At 56.4% G+C, this 20,081-nt stretch carries 22 protein-coding genes and 1 pseudogene; 5 read left to right on the top strand and 18 right to left on the bottom strand.

Annotation, left to right across the window (positions count from 1 at the left end; all coding sequences use genetic code 11):
* Nucleotides 1–144: 144 nt before the first annotated feature.
* Nucleotides 145–597 (bottom strand): antitoxin Xre/MbcA/ParS toxin-binding domain-containing protein, encoded by a 453-nt coding sequence (locus PG897_RS17445; RefSeq protein WP_270829213.1) that lies wholly within the window; start codon nucleotides 595–597, stop codon nucleotides 145–147.
* 516 nt (nucleotides 598–1,113) lie between these two features.
* Here PG897_RS17445 and PG897_RS17440 point away from each other — a divergent pair.
* From PG897_RS17440 to PG897_RS17430, 3 genes are all read left to right on the top strand, one after another.
* Nucleotides 1,114–1,389, top strand: a complete 276-nt coding sequence (locus PG897_RS17440) for a hypothetical protein (RefSeq protein ID WP_270829212.1) — start codon at nucleotides 1,114–1,116, stop codon at nucleotides 1,387–1,389.
* 363 nt (nucleotides 1,390–1,752) lie between these two features.
* Complete coding sequence (locus tag PG897_RS17435; RefSeq protein ID WP_270829211.1) at nucleotides 1,753–2,160, top strand: H-NS family histone-like protein; 408 nt, start codon at nucleotides 1,753–1,755, stop codon at nucleotides 2,158–2,160.
* Nucleotides 2,161–2,221: 61 nt separating this feature from the next.
* The gene (locus PG897_RS17430) at nucleotides 2,222–2,482 is read left to right on the top strand and encodes a hypothetical protein (protein ID WP_270829210.1); all 261 of its coding nucleotides are present in this window, start codon (nucleotides 2,222–2,224) and stop codon (nucleotides 2,480–2,482) included.
* Between the two features lie 75 nt (nucleotides 2,483–2,557).
* Here PG897_RS17430 and PG897_RS17425 read toward each other — a convergent pair whose 3' ends face one another.
* The 3 genes and pseudogenes from PG897_RS17425 to PG897_RS17415 all read right to left on the bottom strand — a co-directional run bounded on the left by PG897_RS17425 (nucleotide 2,558) and on the right by PG897_RS17415 (nucleotide 4,472).
* Entirely contained in the window at nucleotides 2,558–3,385 is an 828-nt protein-coding gene (locus PG897_RS17425; RefSeq protein ID WP_270829215.1) for a Fic family protein, read from the bottom strand.
* Between the two features lie 66 nt (nucleotides 3,386–3,451).
* A pseudogene (locus PG897_RS17420) lies at nucleotides 3,452–3,685 on the bottom strand (DUF4172 domain-containing protein); the annotation flags it as partial.
* Nucleotides 3,686–4,295: 610 nt separating this feature from the next.
* Nucleotides 4,296–4,472: a DUF3289 family protein gene (locus tag PG897_RS17415; protein ID WP_270829214.1), complete on the bottom strand. Its 177-nt coding sequence runs from the start codon at nucleotides 4,470–4,472 to the stop codon at nucleotides 4,296–4,298.
* Between the two features lie 241 nt (nucleotides 4,473–4,713).
* Here PG897_RS17415 and PG897_RS17410 point away from each other — a divergent pair, with 241 nt between their 5' ends.
* Nucleotides 4,714–5,277 carry a hypothetical protein gene (locus tag PG897_RS17410; protein WP_270829209.1) on the top strand — a complete coding sequence of 188 codons (564 nt, stop codon included), beginning with the start codon at nucleotides 4,714–4,716 and terminating at the stop codon, nucleotides 5,275–5,277.
* Nucleotides 5,278–6,063: 786 nt separating this feature from the next.
* On the opposite strand, the gene rpoD is transcribed toward PG897_RS17410, so the two are convergent.
* The 4 genes from rpoD to rpsU all read right to left on the bottom strand — a co-directional run bounded on the left by rpoD (nucleotide 6,064) and on the right by rpsU (nucleotide 10,693).
* Complete coding sequence (gene rpoD, locus PG897_RS17405) at nucleotides 6,064–7,959, bottom strand: RNA polymerase sigma factor RpoD (RefSeq protein WP_264082799.1); 1,896 nt, start codon at nucleotides 7,957–7,959, stop codon at nucleotides 6,064–6,066.
* Between the two features lie 183 nt (nucleotides 7,960–8,142).
* On the bottom strand, nucleotides 8,143–9,930 hold the full coding sequence (dnaG, locus tag PG897_RS17400; RefSeq protein WP_017764736.1) for a DNA primase: 1,788 nt from the start codon (nucleotides 9,928–9,930) through the stop codon (nucleotides 8,143–8,145).
* Nucleotides 9,931–10,018: 88 nt separating this feature from the next.
* Nucleotides 10,019–10,462, bottom strand: a complete 444-nt coding sequence (locus PG897_RS17395; protein ID WP_017764737.1) for a GatB/YqeY domain-containing protein — start codon at nucleotides 10,460–10,462, stop codon at nucleotides 10,019–10,021.
* Between the two features lie 15 nt (nucleotides 10,463–10,477).
* The gene (gene rpsU, locus PG897_RS17390) at nucleotides 10,478–10,693 is read right to left on the bottom strand and encodes a 30S ribosomal protein S21 (RefSeq protein ID WP_005309452.1); all 216 of its coding nucleotides are present in this window, start codon (nucleotides 10,691–10,693) and stop codon (nucleotides 10,478–10,480) included.
* A gap of 179 nt (nucleotides 10,694–10,872) precedes the next feature.
* On the opposite strand from rpsU, the gene tsaD reads away from it, so the two are divergent.
* Nucleotides 10,873–11,886: a tRNA (adenosine(37)-N6)-threonylcarbamoyltransferase complex transferase subunit TsaD gene (gene tsaD / locus PG897_RS17385; protein ID WP_043170407.1), complete on the top strand. Its 1,014-nt coding sequence runs from the start codon at nucleotides 10,873–10,875 to the stop codon at nucleotides 11,884–11,886.
* A gap of 84 nt (nucleotides 11,887–11,970) precedes the next feature.
* On the opposite strand, the gene rpoS is transcribed toward tsaD, so the two are convergent.
* The 10 genes from rpoS to eno form a co-directional block, all read right to left on the bottom strand.
* Nucleotides 11,971–12,954: an RNA polymerase sigma factor RpoS gene (gene rpoS, locus PG897_RS17380; RefSeq protein WP_005309444.1), complete on the bottom strand. Its 984-nt coding sequence runs from the start codon at nucleotides 12,952–12,954 to the stop codon at nucleotides 11,971–11,973.
* Between the two features lie 47 nt (nucleotides 12,955–13,001).
* Nucleotides 13,002–14,057 (bottom strand): peptidoglycan DD-metalloendopeptidase family protein, encoded by a 1,056-nt coding sequence (locus tag PG897_RS17375; protein WP_043170409.1) that lies wholly within the window; start codon nucleotides 14,055–14,057, stop codon nucleotides 13,002–13,004.
* Nucleotides 14,058–14,066: 9 nt separating this feature from the next.
* The gene (locus tag PG897_RS17370; protein ID WP_043170411.1) at nucleotides 14,067–14,648 is read right to left on the bottom strand and encodes a YqaA family protein; all 582 of its coding nucleotides are present in this window, start codon (nucleotides 14,646–14,648) and stop codon (nucleotides 14,067–14,069) included.
* A complete protein-coding gene (locus PG897_RS17365) occupies nucleotides 14,645–15,262 on the bottom strand; it encodes a protein-L-isoaspartate(D-aspartate) O-methyltransferase (protein ID WP_005309437.1) in 618 nt (205 codons plus the stop codon). The genes PG897_RS17370 and PG897_RS17365 overlap by 4 nt, the downstream gene beginning before the upstream one ends.
* Before the next feature lie 4 nt (nucleotides 15,263–15,266).
* Entirely contained in the window at nucleotides 15,267–16,013 is a 747-nt protein-coding gene (gene surE, locus PG897_RS17360) for a 5'/3'-nucleotidase SurE (RefSeq protein WP_043170413.1), read from the bottom strand.
* On the bottom strand, nucleotides 15,994–17,052 hold the full coding sequence (gene truD / locus PG897_RS17355) for a tRNA pseudouridine(13) synthase TruD (RefSeq protein WP_201881385.1): 1,059 nt from the start codon (nucleotides 17,050–17,052) through the stop codon (nucleotides 15,994–15,996). Before truD ends, surE begins: the two co-directional genes overlap by 20 nt.
* Nucleotides 17,052–17,528 carry a 2-C-methyl-D-erythritol 2,4-cyclodiphosphate synthase gene (gene ispF / locus PG897_RS17350; protein WP_017764741.1) on the bottom strand — a complete coding sequence of 159 codons (477 nt, stop codon included), beginning with the start codon at nucleotides 17,526–17,528 and terminating at the stop codon, nucleotides 17,052–17,054. The genes truD and ispF overlap by 1 nt, the downstream gene beginning before the upstream one ends.
* Nucleotides 17,525–18,256 (bottom strand): 2-C-methyl-D-erythritol 4-phosphate cytidylyltransferase, encoded by a 732-nt coding sequence (gene ispD, locus PG897_RS17345; protein WP_043170416.1) that lies wholly within the window; start codon nucleotides 18,254–18,256, stop codon nucleotides 17,525–17,527. The genes ispF and ispD overlap by 4 nt, the downstream gene beginning before the upstream one ends.
* Nucleotides 18,249–18,566 carry a cell division protein FtsB gene (gene ftsB / locus PG897_RS17340; RefSeq protein WP_005309428.1) on the bottom strand — a complete coding sequence of 106 codons (318 nt, stop codon included), beginning with the start codon at nucleotides 18,564–18,566 and terminating at the stop codon, nucleotides 18,249–18,251. The genes ispD and ftsB overlap by 8 nt, the downstream gene beginning before the upstream one ends.
* Nucleotides 18,567–18,744: 178 nt before the next feature.
* Nucleotides 18,745–20,046, bottom strand: a complete 1,302-nt coding sequence (gene eno, locus PG897_RS17335; protein ID WP_201881387.1) for a phosphopyruvate hydratase — start codon at nucleotides 20,044–20,046, stop codon at nucleotides 18,745–18,747.
* Nucleotides 20,047–20,081 lie beyond the last annotated feature (35 nt).

Raw genomic sequence — 20,081 nt, 5'->3', positions numbered from 1 at the left:
GAAGGGTACCACCAATCAGCAGTTGGCCACCTCTCGCCATTCATCCATGAGTGTCGCACTTATTATCTGAATTCCCGAAAAAACATTGTTTTGCTGTTTTTTTAGCCGCCGCCTTCGGCGTAATACCTCCATTACAGTGACCAGTCATTGGCACACCCCATGCTCAATCCGCCCCACCAGATCTACAACCGCCTGAACCCCCATCGGTGTATTCAGCAATGTGGCTGGAGCCACGCCACCGAGGCCCCAGGCTGGTCTGTTTAGCCATGACAACGCCTTGGCAGTATCGTTCTTGTTGAGGGATAGTGCCGCATCGAGAGCCTGCACAACGCCGTATACCTTGGTGCCCTGAGAGGTTGATAGGGGAGCCCCCATCTTGAGTTTGCGGGCAACTATGCTCCGGCTTATGCCTGCTAAGCGGCATATCAAGCCCACATCTGTACTCATCAATTCAGCTACTCGATGAATGATGCTAGGAGCTACGCCAGCCACGATCCATAGATGCGCCCCTAATGAGTCAATCGGTATGCTAAGGGAGCTAAAGACATCATTGGCAGAAGCTACTGTCTCGCCAGGATGATAAGCAGCATAGGACATAGGGACATCTCCACTGAAATTGCAATAAGCGATTACCTCATCCTATCTGTTCAGTGCGGCGGTGGCGATGTGTCTGAGAACAATGTTGGATGAGGCACTGGATGCAGAGGTTGAAGCGCCCCACGCGGGCAGCATCAACTTTTTGTGAATCTCTGGGCATAATTCTATCTGGGCTCTGTATGAGACTTTAGTTCTCATATATTTACTATGATATAACCAAGCTAACTAGCCGAGAGAACATTCAGTGACCATCAATTTTGATTATCGTTGTGGCATCTTAGAGGCAGCCGACACAAAAACTGGCCGAGAATGGTGTTGGTACAAGGGAGATCCCGAGGTTACCAGGACTGAAAATGGTGAGTTATTGAGTTCGATATGTGTTCCTATCGGAGCCACTGTTGTTGAGGTGAAAACCCTTATTCGCATGGATACCAAAAAGTAACCAAAAACAGGTTGCACCATATATAGTCAGTCCGCGTATGATAACACCTATTCTCATCTGATTAGGAGCTTAGCATGCTCGTAAAAGGAATTGTGCCAACAGAACAGGTAGTTGATGTCCTCTGTGATGCCTGTGGTTGTAGTACAAAAACAACTTTTGGAACCAATGAATATGGCTGCCTGTCAGCAGATTTTGGCTATGGTTCCCAGCATCATGATGGTGAACGTTACCAGGTGCATCTGTGTGAAATGTGTTTTTTCGGTACACTTGCAACAGTGAGGGAGATGCATCGCGGGCATCATATGTTTGACGATGAGGCTGCAAATTCAGATACATTTGGGCGTATTTAGTTGAGTAAGAAAAGTAAATCCCCTCACAACCCAGATTGAGCGAAATAGCATATTGGTATCATCGACTCATACTATGAGCCGATCATATTAGTTGATCGGCTCATTTCGTGAGCCGATCAAGATCCTTCATCGGCTCATCTGGTGAGGTGGTCTCTACGCTCACTACCACCTAGATTTAATTTTTGGCTACATAGTTTCATAGCAGATTGGAACTAGGCCACTAAGCAGATCCAAACACAATTTAGCTCACGATTTTTAAAAGATGCTAATTTTCGAATCATCTTGGTGCCAAAAATAGTGGAGCTGATGCTGGGATTGAGAGATAATTTTCCTGATATAAAAATGTGATACATGAGGCTATCAATGAATGATTTTTTGAAAACACTGATGAATATTCGTAGTCTGCGAGCTGTACTGCGTGAGCTGTCTTATGAGCAGTTGGTTGAGGCTAAACAAAAATTTGACGAAATCTATGCCGAACGTGAGCAGCAAGAGAGCAAAATCAGAGCAGAGTCAGCAGAACGCCTACAAAAGCTGGCTGAGTTTACCGAGATGCTGAGAGACGCTGGCATCGATCCGAGTGAGCTGGTTGGCACTGCCGCTCCGGCGAAATCCGAGGGTTCAGTCAAAGCCAAACGCGCTCCCCGTCCTGCAAAATACAAGTACACCGAAGGCGGTCAGGAGAAGACATGGACTGGCCAGGGCCGCATGCCCAAGGCCATCGCAGAAGCAGTTGCGGCTGGAAAAGCACTGGATGACTTCTTGATCTAATGCTGAGAGCCCATGCCTGCTCGGCGTGGGCCTTTAATTCTATCTGTAGTAGGAGCACCGTATGGGGAGGACATTGGAGGATATGATTTCATCCGAATCACCCGAGGTTGTCCAGAGAGCCAAGGCGCTGGCCGAAGAGCAACTGGTACGTCTCAGTGTGACCAAACTGCTTTCAAATCTCGGGCCTGGTGATGTTCCTGCAATAGATCCCGATGTTCTCGATAGTTTGTTATCACTCAAAAGATTAGTTGAGAGCCATGACTGTCGGTTAAATCTATTCGTTCATATGCCTGACGGCACTCATCATGGCGTCAATATTTAATTAAAGAGCTTCATTGGTTCGTTAATCGCAGATCTCATCTACCAAATGAAATTAACGCCCCATAGCGATGTTTTTTCAAACACCCTCGGTGTGCAAGTGGATCTGATAGCGTGTACTGCGTCCGCCACCAGGTAATTTCTCAATGCACCCCCTATCCACCAACTCCGCCAGATGCCGTGTAGCCGTGGGCTTACTGACTCCGGCGACTTTTTGATATTGACTGGCACTGATGCCATTTTCAAAACCCTGTTCGCCGCCATCCAGTAGGCGGTTAATCACTTTGGTTTGCTCTGGGCTCAGGCCGTCATGACAGTGCCGCTGCCAGAAAGATGCCTTGGCAAGGCTACGGGCGATACTTTGTAATGCCAGCTCTATGGAGAAATCCAGTGTGTCGAGAAACCAACAGATCCAGGAGGTAATATCCAGCGAGCCTTTCTGTGCTGACTCCAGTGCCCGATAGTAGTCTGCCCGCCGTCCAAGAATAGCAGCTGACATGGCATACAGCCGGATGCTGTGGCAGTCAGCCTGTGACAACGCGAGATCGGTCAGTGCCCGCGCTAACCGCCCATTGCCATCATCAACGGGATGAAGGGTCAAAAACCAGAGATGGCAAATCGCCGCACGAAGAAGCGGGTCCACCACAGGATCACTCTGAGTCTGATTAAACCACAGGATGAACGCAGCCAGTTGATCGTCCAGAGTTGCTCTGGGCGGTGCCTCAAAATACACGATGGGGCGATCAACACGCCCAGAGACAACCTGCATCGGCTCATCTCCTCGCAACTGTCCTACATTCACTGGCTGCACCGACCATTCGTTGACGGGGAACAGCCAACGATGCCATTGGTAAAGGCGTTCTATACTCAGTGGTTGTTCATGATTGTCGATGGCATCCAACATCATGGCCGCGAGCCCCTCTGAGCGCTCTGATACTGGATAGGACTGAGTTTGTGAGCTCCCTAACCGCCTAGCCAGGGAAGATCGCACGGATTGGGCATTGAGACGCTCACCCTCAATAGCGGATGAGGAGATGATGTTAGCCAGTAACGTATCTAACGCTTGGTCGGAGTTCCCCAACCTGGAATGATTACCTATTAGGATCCCCAACCTGTGTTGAACGTGCCGTAATCTGGGCAATATCTCGCTATCCTGCCAACGAAAATGGGGCCAGTCGGCTTGTTGCCAAATCCAAAGTGGTTCCATTATTTCCTCATCCAACGTGCTAAGGTCTCAATAATGAACCGACCCAGCCCATCATTCGGCTCACTTTTAGAGCCGAATATATCACATGCTGCTCACCATAAGAGCCGGTAATGAGGGGGCTGCTCCAGGCTGAAAAATCTCAGACCAGAGCTAACGAAAAGCTGGATTTATTGCTGCTGTGTGGCGCTACAGCAACCAGTAGATAGACAAGGCGGGAGCTCGTTTTCGTTTCGAATGGTTCTTGTGAGCTTGCAGCTTGCGCTGCATGAAGCCACGCCCAAGCAGATGCCGCCTGGTCTGCTCATTCATATGCCTGACGATACTCACTAATATTGGGATGCCAGTCTAAGCCACCAGAAGAGAAGAATTGAACCACCGAGTAGATTGCCTGCTAGGTATTTCCAAGAGCGATCTGACAAGAACAAAATCGCACCCAGTATTGTTATCAAACCCCAGAGATAGGGCATCAGCAGTACATATAGGCCAGTCAGTGAGTATTCATCGTTAAACCAGTCATAGACAGGCTGAATGAACAGGATCGATGCATTCAAGAGGTGATAGAGCATGAACAACACGAATACCCATGTTCTCTCTGTCTTCACTGCTGCGCTCACTTTAGTTCCCCTTGGAATGGATAGCTGAGTTCAATGACGGTCAAAAATGGTTTGTAGGCAAAGCGCTTGTAGTGTTGAAGAACAAACCAGCGTCTGAAACCGGAGACCAGGCCGTAGAACTGGACTCTTCCGGTCGTGGGGTCAAAGCCAGTATCAAAACAATTGAGATTTATACCCGTATGATAGTGAGAATTACATAAGCAAATTTGTTTATAAATCTATTTATTTATATATAAACAATTATTTTCCAGAAAAATATTTAAGCCTTTGGCCTAGGCCCCAATAGGGCCTATGGGTAACACAGTAGGTTCATAATATTATTTTCTAGGTTGTCTGATCTACAACTAGGGACTATAATCCGCGGCCTAATTTTAATTCCTACTGATTTTTGTCTTTCGAGACTGAGGGCGACTTATGGACTCCCAGGCTGTATGGTTACCAACCGCACTCTACACAGCACTAATTCGATTGCAGCTGAACGATTTCACTGCGACTGGGTGCGTAACTGCTGTTTTTGGTGCCAAGGCTGAATCGAAGGTACATAGGAAGCGTTATGACATTATTTATTGGAACCTAATCAAATTAGTCCGTTTGGGTCTTCTAAAGAGAAAGCACGTTGACGATGGGAGGCGCTTTTCTCATTTCATCAAGACTCCCAAGTTCGATGAAGTGCATTTCAAGGAGGAATTTATTGGGCCAGAGGCTCTGGTGACGGAACTGAAACAGGAAAAAGATATGAAATTGAATAGTGCTGTTTTGGATGAGTTGGATGCGAGAGCCCAAAACTATCGCCTTCAATTAGAGAAGCAAGACGCGATGCGCGATGAACTTGGTGTGTTGCTCATAGACTTTCCTTTTCTGGAACCTGCAATAGGCAAAGCTATCAGTGATGTAGTTGAGGAGAGTTGGGAGTTACAAGGCAGGCTGGCGGCTGTTGAGAGGATATTGAAGGTGTTTGGGATGCGGCCTTCTTCATGAAGGCCTGTGACGCACTTCAAACGAAAGGTTGCGTCTTGCTAACAATACAGCTGTATGCGGGGTTTTGACAGCGACATACAGCTTGGAAAGTGGTGGCCCCAGTCCGACTTGAACGGACGACCAATCGATTCAGTTAACCCGATACTTTCGTAAAGGCCTGGACTATATCATCATCCTCGCAGAGCGATAGGATGTCGGACGCTAGTGATGTATTACACAGCAAGGTCGTGCTGAACCATCTAGTCTCTGAACCTTCTCTCCACGCTTGAAGAGCTTGGCTGCTGATTGGCATGAGATATCGCTATCTTTTAGCTTTCCAGCAATTCATCCGATTTTTCCGTATGTCATTACTGACACAGGTCACAATTTCTTATGAGTCGACTGCTCTAACCACTGAGCTATGGGGCCGTTTCATCTATGCACCATTTTACTAGCACATATTTTTAAAGCAACTGAACTCAACTGCCTTAAAAATCATAGCTTTACTTGACTCGTACTACTTCTTTAAGCATGCACTGAAATCATGGTTTACATAAGAACGGGCGACCAATCGATTATGAGTCGACTGCTCTAACCAACTGAGCTAAGGGGCCGAAATGTGCTTTTGCGGCGTGGATTATAGGGGATGTCCGTTAGCCAGTCCATAGGCATATCAACCACTTGGCGAGATTTCATCCATATTCAAGCGGTTCCGTGGTTCATCGTCAGCGCCCCATCGCCACGGATAAAACAAAGCCCCGCATGGCGGGGCTTTTGGGCTGCTGTTCCGGGTTGGAACGTCCGGGATTATTCGTCCAGGAAGCTGCGCAGCACTTCGGAGCGGCTCGGATGGCGCAGCTTGCGCAGTGCCTTGGCTTCGATCTGACGGATACGCTCACGGGTCACGTCGAACTGCTTGCCCACTTCCTCGAGGGTGTGGTCAGTGTTCATGTCGATACCGAAACGCATGCGCAGTACCTTGGCCTCACGAGCGGTCAGACCGGCCAGCACTTCGCGGGTCGCGTTGCGCAGGCTCTCGCTGGTGGCCGCATCGGCTGGCAGGGCCAGGGTGGTATCTTCGATGAAGTCGCCCAAGTGGGAGTCTTCATCATCACCGATAGGCGTCTCCATGGAGATGGGCTCTTTGGCGATTTTCAATACCTTGCGGATCTTGTCTTCCGGCATGCCCATGCGCATGGCCAGCTCTTCCGGGTTCGGTTCGCGCCCCATCTCCTGCAGCATCTGACGGGAGATACGGTTGAGCTTGTTGATGGTCTCGATCATGTGCACCGGGATACGGATGGTACGGGCCTGATCCGCGATGGAGCGGGTAATGGCCTGACGGATCCACCAGGTGGCGTAGGTCGAGAACTTGTAGCCACGACGGTATTCGAACTTGTCGACCGCCTTCATCAGACCGATGTTGCCTTCCTGGATCAGATCCAGGAACTGCAGACCACGGTTGGTGTACTTCTTGGCAATGGAGATAACCAGACGCAGGTTGGCCTCAACCATCTCTTTCTTGGCGCGGCGGGCCTTGGCCTCACCGATGCTCATGCGACGGTTGATGTCCTTGATCTGGGCGATGGACAGACCGGTCTCTTCCTCGATCTGCTGCAGCTTGCCGATGGCGCGCAGCACGTCTTCGTCCATCTCCACCAGACGGGGAGACCATGCCTTGCCAGCCTGCTTCTGGTATTCGAACCAGGCAGTTTCGCACTCGTTGTTGGTGAAGGCCGCGACGAAGGTCTTCTTCGGCATCTTGGCCTGCTCAACGCAGAGTTTCATGATGATGCGCTCCTGCACGCGAACCCGCTCCATCATCTCGCGCATGTTGTTGACCAGGCGATCGAACTGCTTGGGCATCAGGCGGAATTGACGGAACACGTCGGCCAGCTGGGCGATGGCATTCTGGGTATCTTCGTGCGCGCGGCCATTCTGCTGAATGGAGAGGCGGGTTACCTCGTACTGGGCGCGCAGCTCACCGAACTTCTCGCGAGCAACTTCCGGATCCGGACCACCGTCGCCATCATCGTCGGAGTCATCACCATCACCATCTTCGTCTTCGTCTTCATCTTCATCCTCGTCAGCCAGATCTTCCTCGCTGAGCTCGGAGCCGATGTGAGTGGCGGTCGGTGCGACGTCGTCGGTCTCGTTGGGATCGATGAAGCCGGAGATGATGTCGGACAGGCGCAGCTGTTCGGCTTCATACTTGTCATATTGTTCAAGCAGATAGGTAATCGCTTCCGGGTACTCGGCGACGGAGCTTTGTACCTGGTTGATACCGTCTTCGATCCGCTTGGCGATATCGATTTCGCCTTCGCGGGTCAGCAGTTCGACGGTACCCATTTCCCGCATGTACATGCGGACGGGATCGGTCGTGCGACCAATCTCGGATTCAACAGATGCCAGAGCCTGGGCCGCTGCTTCGGCAGCGTCCTCATCGGCGGTACCACCTTCAGCCATGATAAGATCATCGGCATCCGGGGCGTTTTCCACCACCTGGATACCCATGTCGTTGATCATCTGGATGATGTCTTCGATCTGGTCAGAGTCGACAATGTCTTGCGGGAGGTGATCGTTCACCTCGGCATAGGTCAGGTAGCCCTGTTCTTTACCTTTGGCAACGAGGAGTTTAAGCTGAGACTGCGGGGTTTGCTCCATAGAACTCATCCGGTTGGTGTTGCTAGGTTGCGCGTACAGTGCGCTGCTGCGCAAATAGCCAATTCTAATAGAAAACCGCCAGACATGCTATGTCTGGTTGCGGCGTCGGTCATGAGAAACCCCTGCCCGCAGTATTGTCGGGGCCAGGCGGTTATAAAATGTTTGCTTTTAATCCCGTCCATTCGGGCAACGGTATTCATATTGGGGTTAATCACTCAAATATCAAGCCCCACTCTCATTTCTTTTCTCAATCTGCACCTCTCTGATCAGCATCATCAGCTCCTGAGTTTCCTCAGAGCTTAGCCCTTCCTGCGCCACCTTGGCCTGCAATTCCTCGATGCGCTGCTTCAGGAACAGGTTGATGAAACCGACGAAAGTATCCTGCAATTCTCCCAGAATATCGGGCTCCTGGTCGAGCTTTACCTCTTCAAACAGATCGTGCATCGCCAGCTGGGCCAGGATCTCTCCCTCTTTGGTACCGCGCCAGTGTTCCAGCAGGATACCCGTTGTCACCCCAGGTTGAGTCAGGATCTGCTGATGCAGTTGCAGCAGAAACTGGATCCCCTGCAGACGAAGCCCAGCCAGCTCAGGCATGGCCGGCAGTTCGGCGGTGATCGCCGGATATTGCACCATCAGGGCCAACGCCCGGCGCAGTGGTGTCAACTTGGCCGCCTTGGGCTTGCTCACCTCAGCCTTCGGCTGGCTGTTGCGGGCAAACAGTTCGGCGATCCGCTGCTTGTTTTCGCCCCAGCGCATCATGCTGGAGAGGCGGGTAATCAACCCCTCGCGGGTAAAGCCTTCCGGCACCCGGCGGATCAGCTCGGCGGCCTTGTTGGCCACTTCGAACTTGCCCGCCTCACCCGAGAGGGCCGCATCGCGCCCGAGACGTTCGAACATGAAGTCGGCAAACGGCTGAGCCTGGTCGAGCAGCGCTTCGAACCCCTCCTTGCCGATCTGGCGCACCAGGGAATCGGGATCCTCGCCGTCCGGCAGAAAGACGAACTTGAGCTCACGGCCATCCTGCAGATGGGACAGCGCGTTATCCAATGCCCGCCAGGCCGCCTCACGGCCGGCATTGTCGCCGTCGTAACAGCAGACCACCTCGGCCGTGGTGCGAAACAGGGTATGGATATGGTCGCTGGTGGTCGCGGTTCCCAGCGCCGCCACCGCATAATCGATGTCGTACTGGCCGAGCGCCACCACATCCATATAGCCCTCCACCACCAGGATCCGACGCGGATCCTTGTGCGCCTGCTTGACTTCGTAGAGACCGAACAGCTCCCGTCCCTTGTGGAAGATGGGCGTTTCGGGAGAGTTAAGATACTTGGGCGTGCCATCCCCCAACACCCGGCCACCGAAGCCGATGACCCGGCCGCGCTTGTCGCGGATAGGGAACATGATGCGATCGCGGAAGCGGTCATAGCTGCCCGGGCCGCTGTCACGCGGGATCAGCATGCCGCCCGAGATGAGCAACTGCTCGTGTTCCCGGCTGGATCCAAAGCGGCGACGCACCTGATCCCAGTCTCCGGGGGCATACCCGATGTTGAAGCGCTTGACCACCTCGCCAGTCAGGCCTCTGCCTTTCAGATACTCCACCGCCTGCGGCGCGTTCTTGAGATTGCTCTCGTAGAAGCGCGCAATCTGGTTCATCAGCTCGAACAGATCCTTGCTGACGGCCGGTTGGCTATTGCTGGCTCCCCCCGCCGTTTGCTCACGGGGGACCTGCATGCCATGCAGGCTGGCCAGCTCTTCGATGGCATCGGGAAACTCGAGCCCGTCGTACTCCATCACAAAGCCGATGGCATTGCCGTGGGCACCGCAGCCGAAACAGTGATAGAACTGCTTCTCCTGACTGACGGTAAACGAGGGGCTTTTTTCGTTATGAAAAGGGCAGCAAGCCTGGTAGTTCTTACCGGCTTTCTTCAGTCGCACACGGGAGTCGATCAACTCGACAATGTCTGTGCGTACCAGCAGATCATCGATAAAGGATTGTGGGATCCTGCCTGCCATAACCGTCCTGTTTCATTGCGTAGAAAATAAAAAAGCCGCGCATTCCCAGGGAAGCACGGCTTCTTTGACCAAACAAGAGAGTTGCCTGTTACGCCAAGCGAGTTTTCACCTGCGCACTGACGGCGCCGACATCGGCACGCCCCTGAATTTTCGGCTTCAAGACAGCCATGACTTTGCCCATGTCAGCCATGACGGCAGCACCACTTTCAGCGATGGCTTGCTCAATCAGTGCGGCAATCTCGGCTGCGGTCAGCTGTTGCGGCAGGAATTCCTGCAACACAACGATCTCGGCGGACTCTTTGTCGGCGAGATCCTGGCGACCGGCAGCCTCGAATTGACTGATGGAATCACGGCGCTGTTTGACCATCTTGGTCACCACAGCGAGGATATCCTGATCATCGAGCTCGACACGGGTGTCAACTTCACGCTGCTTGATTTCAGCCATCAACAGACGGATCGCGCCCAACCGCTGCTTGTCTTTGGCAAGCATGGCGAGCTTTTGCTGATCCTTGAGTTGATCCTTCAGAGACACGGCATGATCCCTTGATTAGTACAGGCGGATACGACGTGCGTTTTCGCGGGACAGCTTCTTGGCGTGACGCTTAACGGCGGACGCTTTGGCACGCTTGCGAATGGTAGTCGGCTTCTCGTAGAACTCACGGCTACGAACTTCGGACAGGATACCGGCTTTTTCGCAAGAACGCTTGAAGCGACGCAGAGCAACGTCAAACGGCTCATTTTCACGGACTTTGATTACTGGCATGTGCCTTTCACCTCAGTGATAAATTGTTAGCTGACCTTCAATCGATCAGCATGTCTTAAAATGGTGCGAAATTATACTCTGGACAGGGAATGAAAGTAAACCCGCAGAGATCGCTCTGGTTTAAAAAACCCGCGAAGGTTACCATAGCCGTCTCATTTTAGCAGTGAAATTTTTTAGCAATGCGTGTATTGGGCATAGAGACATCCTGTGATGAAACCGGGATCGCGATCTTCGACGATCAAAAAGGGATCCTTTCCCACCAGTTATACAGCCAGGTCAAGCTGCATGCGGACTACGGCGGCGTCGTTCCCGAGCTGGCCAGCCGGGACCATGTGCGCAAGACGATCCCCTTGATCCAGGCGGCGTTGCAAGAGGCCGGACTGGGCAAGGATGACATCGACGGCATCGCCTATACCGCGGGCCCGGGTCTGGTTGGCGCCATTCTGGTGGGGGCCACCATTGGCCGCTCACTGGCCATGGCATGGAACAAGCCGGCCATCGCCGTGCACCACATGGAAGGCCACCTGCTGGCGCCCATGCTGGAAGAGAAGGCCCCCGAGTTCCCCTTTGTGGCGCTCTTGGTCTCTGGCGGCCACTCCATGCTGGTGCGGGTCGATGGCATCGGCAGCTACCAGCTGCTCGGGGAATCCATAGACGATGCGGCAGGCGAGGCGTTTGACAAGACCGCCAAGCTGATGGGTCTGGACTATCCTGGTGGTCCTCTGCTCTCCCGCTTGGCTGAGAAAGGCCTCAAGGACCGCTTCACCTTCCCACGTCCCATGACCGACCGCCCCGGGCTCGACATGAGCTTCTCCGGCCTCAAGACCTTTGCCGCCAACACCATCGCCGCCAATGGCGACGACGAGCAGACCCGTGCCGACATCGCCCGGGCGTTTGAGGATGCGGTGGTCGATACGCTGGCCATCAAGTGTCGCCGCGCCCTGAAGGAGACCGGTCTCAATCGCCTGGTGGTCGCCGGCGGCGTCAGCGCCAACCGTCACCTGCGCGCCCAGCTGGCCGAGCTGATGGAGAGCCTCAAGGGGGAAGTCTTCTACCCACGCACCGAATATTGCACCGACAACGGCGCCATGATCGCCTATGCCGGCATGCAGCGCCTGAAAGCGGGCGTGTTCGAGCCGCTGGCCGTGAAGGCCGTGCCGCGCTGGCCGCTGGATACGCTGGATCCGGTTTGATCCTGTGGATCCAGTCGACATGAAAAAGGGGCCATGGGCCCCTTTTTGTTTTGCCTGGCAACCAGCCAAGACTCTTTGCAACCACTAGTTGGTACGAAACAGCGCCTCGATGGAGAGCCCCTGCCCCAGCAGGATCTCCCGCAGACGGCGCAGCCCCTCCACCTGGATCTGGCGCACCCGCTCCCGGGTCAGGCCAATCTCGGCCCCCACGTCCTCCAGGGTCGCCGGCTCATAGCCGAGCAGACCGAAGCGACGGGCCAGCACCTCACGCTGCTTGGGATTCAGTTCTTCCAGCCAGTGCACTATGCTGGCGCGCATGTCGTCATCCTGGGACTCCAGCTCCGGGCCCATGCCGCGCTCGTCAGAGAGCACATCCAGCAGCGCCTTGTCGCGATCGCCACCAATCGGGGTATCGACCGAGGTGATCTTCTCGTTGAGCTTGAGCATGCGGTTCACATCATCCACCGAGCGATCGAGCGCCTGGGCAATGTCCTCGGCGGTCGGTTCATGATCGAGGCGATGAGAGAGTTCGCGCGCGGTGCGCAGGTAAACGTTTAACTCCTTGACCACATGAATGGGCAGACGAATGGTACGGGTCTGGTTCATGATGGCCCGCTCTATGGTCTGGCGGATCCACCAGGTGGCATAGGTGGAGAAGCGGAAGCCGCGCTCCGGATCGAATTTTTCGACCGCGCGGATGAGACCGAGGTTGCCCTCTTCGATGAGATCCAGCAGCACCAGGCCGCGGTTGTTGTAACGACGGGCGATCTTGACCACCAGCCGCAGGTTGGACTCGATCATGCGCTTGCGGGCGGCTTTGTCACCCCGCAAGGCACGGCGAGCATAATAGACTTCCTCTTCAGCCGTGAGCAAGGGGGAGAAGCCAATCTCCCCGAGATAGAGCTGGGTGGCATCCATCACCTTGTTCAGTTCAGGTGCCATCAGCTCATCGGAAATCGTCTCTTCGGCCTCGGCCGCAACTTCCTGTATCTCTTCTTCTTCCTGACTCTCCAGCTCTTCGTCGAACTCTAACTCTGCATCCTGCATTACCAGTTGTTCTTGGCTCATGGCGTGTCTCCCTGACCTGCACCAGAGTAAGACTTAACTCTCTGGGTCTAACGCTTTGGCAAATGGCTCATCGGGTTGATCGACTTGCCTCTGTACCGGATTTCAAAGTGCAATCGCACATCCGGCGCGTCCGTGCTACCCATGTTGGCAATGACAGATCCGCCCTGCACAGAATCCCCTTCCTTGACCCGCAGCTCATCGTTGTGAGCGTAGGCTGAAAGGTAGTCATCATCGTGCTTGAGGATGATCAGCTTGCCATAACCCCTTAGTGCGCTACCCGCATAGACGACCTTGCCGCCGCTCGCCGCGTAGATGGGTTGCCCCTTCTGGCCGGCGATATCTATGCCCTTGTTCCCCTGTTCTGCAACAGAGAAACCCTCGACGATCCGGCCTTTGGTCGGCCAGTGCCAAGAAAGTCTCGACTGAGGCTTATTGTCGTTTTTTTGTTCTTTTGCCTGAGCGTATTCTTTTGAAGATGGCTGAGCAACGGTTTTTTGTTTGATGAACGGAGTGGTCGTACCTGACGTCGCCGGCGCCAGGGGTTTGGGACCACTGCTCTGGCTGATCACCGGAGCGGTCACCGGCGAAGTCGCCGCCACCATCTGACCACTGCTCGCCCCGGAGGACTGCACGTTCAGCACCTGTCCCACCTGAAGGGCAAAGGGGGCTCTCAGATTGTTGTTCTGGGCCAGGGTCTGATTCGACATGCCGAACTGGCGACCAATGCTGCTCAGGGTATCACCGGGTCGAACCTGATAGGTGCCCGCGCTGCGTGCCACCGCCATGGTGCTGCCGGAGGCGTCGAGCCGGATCTGCTGACCCGGATAGATGTTGTAGGGGGGACTGATGCCATTGAGGCTGGCCAGCGAGGGCACGTCATTGCCCGAGTTGAAGGCGATGGAGTAGAGCGTATCCCCTTTCTTCACCGTGTAGCTGTTGCCCTGAATGGTGGGCTGGGCTGCCATCTGGCGCGCCGGAATGGTGGAAACAAGACCGTCATTGCCCAGTCCCTGGACGGGGGCGGCGGTCTTGCTGGAAGCGCAAGCAAGCAACAGCCATGACAACACGACGACACTGCTTCCTTGCCAAATACGCGAACGCATAGTGGATCCTCAACGACTAAACCAGAAATAGGCCACGACGGCCAAACCAATACAGAGCCAACCCAGCACATCCACATAGTGCATCAGCTTGCGCTCCATCTTTTCGCCACCCCAGCGCATCAGACCCGCCACCAGGAAAAAGCGCATGCCACGCCCGATCAGCGAGGTCACGATGAAGGGCAGCAGTGCCATTTGCAGCAGACCGGCCGTGACGGTAAACACCTTGTAGGGGATCGGCGTGAAGCTGGCAATAAAAATCACCCAGATACCCCACTGCTGAAACCACTGTTCGGCCACAGCAATCTTCTCCTCATAGCCGACCGACACAACCAGCGGCTGGACGACAGGCTCCCACAGGGCATAGCCGAGCAGGTAACCCACCAGGGCGCCCAGTACCGAAAACAGGGTGGCGAGCGCGGCATAGTGCCAGGCCCGCCGGGGTTTGCCGAGCGCCATGGGGGCCAGCATCACATCCACCGGGATGGGCCAGAACACCGACTCGATGAAGGCGGTGATCGCCAGATACCAGGGGGCATACTTGTGGCGCGCCCACTGCATCACCAGCACATAGAGGCGGGAAAACAACTTCACTCGACATCTCCGTCAATCAGGGGAACAAAACGGACCGGCTCCAGGATCCGGCTGGTGAGCTGGGAGCCCGACCGCTCGATCAGCTGCAGGGTCTGCTGGCTATCCCCCACCGGCAACACCAGCCTGCCACCGTCGGCCAGCTGGTCGGTGAGGGCCGTCGGCACCTCGCTGGCGGCCGCCGTGACCAGAATGGCGTCAAACGGTCCTTTATTGGGCCAACCCAGCCAGCCATTGCCGTGCTTGGCGGAGACATTGTGCAGATCGAGCTGGCGCAGCCGGCGCCGGGCCTGAAACTGCAGCGACTTGATCCGCTCCACCGTGTAGACGTGCTCCACCAGATGAGCCAGCACCGCCGTCTGATAACCCGATCCTGTACCAATCTCCAGCACATGGGCCGGATTGTTCTGGATCAGCAGCTCGGTCATGCGCGCCACCATGTAGGGCTGCGAGATGGTCTGGCCGTGACCGATGGGCAGGGCCGTATTGTCCCAGGCCTTGTGGGCCATGGCTTCATCCACGAACAGCTGGCGCGGCACCTTGGCAATCGCCGCGAGTACACGGAAATCGCGAATGTCCTGCGCGATCAGCTGGTTTAACAGGCGCTGTACTATCACACCTTCATCCCTGCAGGTCCAACCAAGCCCCCAGCCCTGCCAGACTGCTGTAGGCAGTCATATCGATGGTCAGGGGGGTGATCGAGACGTAGCCCTGCTCGATGGCGGCGAAATCCGTGCCTTCTCCCGCATCTTGCTGGCTGCCGGGGGGGCCGATCCAGTAGATGGGCTGGCCGCGGGGATCCTCGGTGCAGATCACCGACTCCGCCCGGTGGCGGTTGCCAAGGCGCGTCACCCTGATCCCCTTGATCTGATCGAGGGGCAGGTCAGGCACATTGACGTTGAGGATCTGATCGGCAGGCAACGGGTGCACCATCATGCCTTTCACCAGCAGGGCCGCGTAGTGGGCCGCCGTGGAGAAATGGGTCTTGCCTACCAGCGAGATGGCCAGCGAGGGGAATCCAAGGTGGCGCCCCTCGGTCGCAGCCGCCACCGTGCCCGAGTAGATGACGTCATCCCCCAGGTTGGCACCGTGGTTGATGCCGGCCACCACCATGTCGGGTTCCGGACGCACCAGCTCGTTGACGGCCAGGTGCACGCAATCGGTCGGCGTTCCCTTCACCGCATGATATCCGGTTTCGGCGATGCGGGTGACCCGCAGCGGTACTTCCAGCGTCAGGGAGTGACTCGCCCCGCTGCGATTGCGATCCGGCGCCACCACGATGACCTCGCCACAGGCGGCCAGCGCCTCGCTGAGGGCACGGATGCCCTCGGCATGCACACCGTCGTCATTACTGACCAGAATTCTCATCGGACTGATTCCTGAAACCATGATCGGCCTCTTCGGCCTGCATTAACTCGCGCACCACGCTGGTGGCAAACGCCCCGGCCGGCAGGAAGAACGACAGGGTCAACACGGCCCCCTCCAGCTGCCAGCTCATGGCCTGCGGCTTGAGCAGTAAGGGACGGCGATCCTGATCCAGCCCCGCCTTCTCCAGCCCCTCGCACCAATCGTGATAAGGCGCCAGCACTGCCTGCTCGAACTCGGCGGCGGCGCCCTGGCTGGCAGAGCGACCACGCCCCCACTGGGGCGCGGTGAGCTGCACGTCGCCAGAGGCGAGACGCGCCTCCAGCTCGGGCGTCACGCTCTCTTCGCTGAAGATGGAGTGGCTGCCTTTGAGCATCACGCAGTCGCCAGCCAGCAGCTGATGGGCCAGCCCCTGCTCGATGCGGGCGCTGACGATGGCGTTGAACAGCATGCTGCGGGCGGCGGAGAGGTAGAGGGAGCGCTTGTTGCGATCCTTGATCCGCTTGCCGGCGAACATCGCCTTGGCGGCCTCCAGATTGTTGCCACCGCGGCCGAAACGCTGCTCGCCGTAGTAGTTGGGCACGCCCTGATCGGCGATGGCCTGCAGGCGGGACTCCAGCCCGTCGGCCTGCTCCAGCGCGGTGAGGCGCAGGGTGAAGTGGTTGCCCTTGAGATAGCCGACTCGCAGCTTCTTGTTGTGGCGCTTCACCTGCAGGATCTGGATGCTGTCGCTCTCGATGACGGAGAGATCAGGCTCTGCCTTGCCCGGCAGGTGAATACCGAACCACTGTTCGGTCACCGCGTGGCGATCTTTCAGCCCGGCCCAGGTCACCGCATTGCGGGCAACCCCGGCCGCATCGGCCAGCAGGCCCGCCACCCAAGCGGTGTTCTCGCCGGTTTTGCGCACCTGGACGAAGATGTGCTCACCCTCGCCGCAGGGTTCAAACCCGAGATCTTCATTGACCACGAAGTCGGCGGCTTGCGCCTTGAGGATGCCGCGGGCAGTGGGCGCCCCGTGCAGGTAGGCCAGTTGTTCGAGCATTATTGTTTCACCAGTAAGACGACGGCTTCGGTGGCGATCCCTTCCTTGCGCCCCGTGAATCCAAGCTGTTCGGTGGTCGTCGCCTTGACGTTCACCCGGTTCAAATCACATTGCAGATCGGCGGCCAGCACGGCGCACATGGCGTCGATGTGGGGCGCCATCTTGGGCGCCTGGGCGATGATGGTCACATCCAGATTGCCGATGGCATAACCCGCCTTCAGCACCCGGGCAAACACGTCCCGCAGCAGGATGCGGCTGTCGATGCCCTTGAATTCGGCCGCGGTATCGGGGAAATGGCGGCCGATGTCGCCGGCGCCGATGGCCCCCAGCAGGGCATCGCTCACCGCATGCAGCACCACGTCACCATCGGAGTGAGCCAGCAGACCCTGTTCATACGGCACCGCCACCCCGCCCAGCATGCAGGGGCCAACCCCGCCAAACTTGTGTACATCAAAACCATGTCCAATCCGGATCATGCCAGCTCCTCTGTGGGTGAATCGGGTCGCGCCGGCCGGCGCGCGTCCTGTTGCTGCAAATAGAGCCCCGCCAGGGAGAGATCCTCCGGCCGGGTCACCTTGATGTTGTCGGCCCGCCCTTCCACCATTCGCACCGGGAAGCCGGCCCGCTCCATGGCGGAGGCCTCATCCGTGATGGTGGCGCCCAGTGCCAGCCCCTCCTCCAGCGCCCGCTTGAGGGGGCCGGTGGGGAACATCTGCGGAGTCAGGGCATGCCAGAGCTCCTCGCGCTCGACGGTGGCGAGGATGTTGCCGGCAGCGTCGGAACGCTTCATGGTGTCGCGCACCCGGCTGCCGAGGATGGCTCCGCCACAGGCCATGGCGGTGGCGATGAGTCGATCGAGATCGCCGTGGGTCAGGCAGGGGCGGGCGGCGTCATGCACCAGCACCCACTCCCCTTGCGTCACGTGCAGCGCATTGAGCACGGAGAAGGCGCGCTCGGCGCCCCCCTCGACCCGCAGGATCCGCTCATCCTGCGCCACCGGGAGGGTGTCAAACCAGCGATCATGGGGAGCCAGCGCCACTATGACCTGACCGATGGCCGGGTGGGAGAGCAGCCGGATCAGGGTGTGCTCCAGAATGGCCATGCCCGCCAGCTGCAGATACTGTTTCGGGCGCTCTGCCCCCATCCGGCTGCCGATGCCGGCGGCCGGCACGATGGCGGTCAATCCGCTGTGATGATCAGTCATCGTAGGCTGCGTCTCCGGAACTGGAGCCCTTGTCTTTGTCCTTGGGAATGATGCGGTAGAAGGTCTCGCCCTGCTTGATGTAGCCAAGATCGTTGCGCGACAGCTCCTCGATAGCCTCCAGGCCCGAGGTCAGGTCATCAATCTCACGATAAATCAGGTTGTTGCGATCCTTGAGTACCAGATTGTCCTGCTGCTGCCGGGTGATGGCATCGGACAGCTCACGATAGTCAGACAGGCCATTCTTCCCCAGCCAGAGGTCGTATTGAAGCCCTCCCAACAGGAAGAGCAGGATAAGAGTGAGTAGCCGCATGCACTGAGTCTCCTTCAAGCGGCCTAGTTTCCCATATTCGCAGGCAAGACAAAAGAAAGCCTGTGTCCCGGATGGGTTCGGTCGGAACAAAAAATGCAGAATTCGGGGATGGGGGTGACACAGACGAAAAAGCCCCGCCGGATGGCGGGGCTTTGTGAAGCCGGAGAACAGGCGACGATTAAGCCTGGTTCTTCACTTCTTTCAGACCGCGGAACGGAGCCTTGGCACCCAGGGCTTCTTCGATGCGGATCAGCTGGTTGTACTTGGCAACACGGTCAGAACGGCTCATGGAACCGGTCTTGATCTGGCCAGCAGCGGTACCAACGGCCAGATCGGCGATGGTCGCGTCTTCGGTCTCACCGGAGCGGTGGGAGATGACGGCAGTGTAGCCAGCGTCTTTGGCCATCTTGATGGCAGCCAGAGTTTCGGTCAGGGAACCGATCTGGTTGAACTTGATCAGGATGGAGTTGGCGATGCCGTTGTCGATACCGCGCTTCAGGATCTTGGTGTTGGTTACGAACAGGTCGTCACCCACGATCTGGATTTTCTTGCCCAGTTTCTGGGTCTGGTAGGCGAAGCCTTCCCAGTCAGATTCGTCCAGGCCGTCTTCGATGGAGACGATCGGGAACTTGGCAGTCAGCTCTTCCAGGAAGTCGGAGAAACCGTTGGAGGTGAAGACACGGCCTTCGCCTTTCAGGTTGTACTCTTTCTTCTCTGCGTCGTAGAACTCGGAAGCAGCGCAGTCCATGGCCAGGGTCACGTCGGTGCCCAGCTTGTAACCGGCAGCAGCAACGGCTTCGGCGATCACTTCCAGCGCTTCGGCGTTGGATTTCAGGTTCGGAGCGAAACCACCTTCGTCACCAACTGCAGTGTTGTAGCCCTTGGACTTCAGCACTTTGGCCAGGTTGTGGAACACTTCGGCGCCCATGCGAACGGCTTCTTTCAGGGTCTTGGCGCCAACCGGCTGGATCATGAACTCCTGGATGTCGACGTTGTTGTCGGCGTGCTCACCACCGTTGATGATGTTCATCATGGGCAGCGGCATGGAGTAGATACCCGGGGTGCCGTTCAGCTCGGCGATGTGGGCGTACAGCGGCATGCCTTTGGCAGCAGCGGCAGCTTTGGCGTTGGCCAGGGAAACAGCCAGGACGGCGTTGGCGCCGAACTTGGATTTGTTCTCGGTACCGTCGAGGTCGATCATGATCTGGTCGACAGTGGCCTGGTCCTTGGCATCTTTACCCAGCAGCGCTTGAGCGATCGGGCCGTTGACGGCTTCGAGAGCTTTCAGCACGCCTTTACCCAGGAAACGGCTCTTATCGCCGTCACGCAGTTCCAGCGCTTCGCGGGAACCGGTGGACGCGCCAGACGGAGCGGCTGCCATACCAACAAAACCACCTTCCAGGTGAACTTCGGCCTCAACGGTCGGGTTACCACGGGAGTCGATGATTTCACGACCGATCACTTTAACGATCTTGGACATGTGTATTTCCTCAGGTTTCGTAAAAAAACAACAAA

This window comes from Aeromonas sp. QDB20, from assembly GCF_027707805.1.
Classification (GTDB): domain Bacteria; phylum Pseudomonadota; class Gammaproteobacteria; order Enterobacterales; family Aeromonadaceae; genus Aeromonas; species Aeromonas dhakensis.
This window is presented reverse-complemented; position numbering and strand designations above follow the sequence as displayed.

Bases quoted from the DNA above. Each gene is read 5' to 3' on its own strand.
- tsaD (WP_043170407.1), top strand. From the start codon at position 10,873: ATGCGTGTATTGGGCATAGAGACATCCTGTGATGAAACCGGGATCGCG.
- dnaG (WP_017764736.1), bottom strand. From the start codon at position 9,930: ATGGCAGGCAGGATCCCACAATCCTTTATCGATGATCTGCTGGTACGC.
- ftsB (WP_005309428.1), bottom strand. From the start codon at position 18,566: ATGCGGCTACTCACTCTTATCCTGCTCTTCCTGTTGGGAGGGCTTCAA.
- truD (WP_201881385.1), bottom strand. From the start codon at position 17,052: ATGCTCGAACAACTGGCCTACCTGCACGGGGCGCCCACTGCCCGCGGC.
- PG897_RS17435 (WP_270829211.1), top strand. From the start codon at position 1,753: ATGAATGATTTTTTGAAAACACTGATGAATATTCGTAGTCTGCGAGCT.
- eno (WP_201881387.1), bottom strand. From the start codon at position 20,046: ATGTCCAAGATCGTTAAAGTGATCGGTCGTGAAATCATCGACTCCCGT.
- PG897_RS17430 (WP_270829210.1), top strand. From the start codon at position 2,222: ATGGGGAGGACATTGGAGGATATGATTTCATCCGAATCACCCGAGGTT.
- PG897_RS17410 (WP_270829209.1), top strand. From the start codon at position 4,714: ATGGACTCCCAGGCTGTATGGTTACCAACCGCACTCTACACAGCACTA.
- ispF (WP_017764741.1), bottom strand. From the start codon at position 17,528: ATGATCCGGATTGGACATGGTTTTGATGTACACAAGTTTGGCGGGGTT.
- rpoS (WP_005309444.1), bottom strand. From the start codon at position 12,954: ATGAGCCAAGAACAACTGGTAATGCAGGATGCAGAGTTAGAGTTCGAC.
- PG897_RS17445 (WP_270829213.1), bottom strand. From the start codon at position 597: ATGTCCTATGCTGCTTATCATCCTGGCGAGACAGTAGCTTCTGCCAAT.
- PG897_RS17375 (WP_043170409.1), bottom strand. From the start codon at position 14,057: ATGCGTTCGCGTATTTGGCAAGGAAGCAGTGTCGTCGTGTTGTCATGG.
- rpsU (WP_005309452.1), bottom strand. From the start codon at position 10,693: ATGCCAGTAATCAAAGTCCGTGAAAATGAGCCGTTTGACGTTGCTCTG.
- PG897_RS17440 (WP_270829212.1), top strand. From the start codon at position 1,114: ATGCTCGTAAAAGGAATTGTGCCAACAGAACAGGTAGTTGATGTCCTC.
- PG897_RS17425 (WP_270829215.1), bottom strand. From the start codon at position 3,385: ATGATGTTGGATGCCATCGACAATCATGAACAACCACTGAGTATAGAA.
- ispD (WP_043170416.1), bottom strand. From the start codon at position 18,256: ATGACTGATCATCACAGCGGATTGACCGCCATCGTGCCGGCCGCCGGC.
- surE (WP_043170413.1), bottom strand. From the start codon at position 16,013: ATGAGAATTCTGGTCAGTAATGACGACGGTGTGCATGCCGAGGGCATC.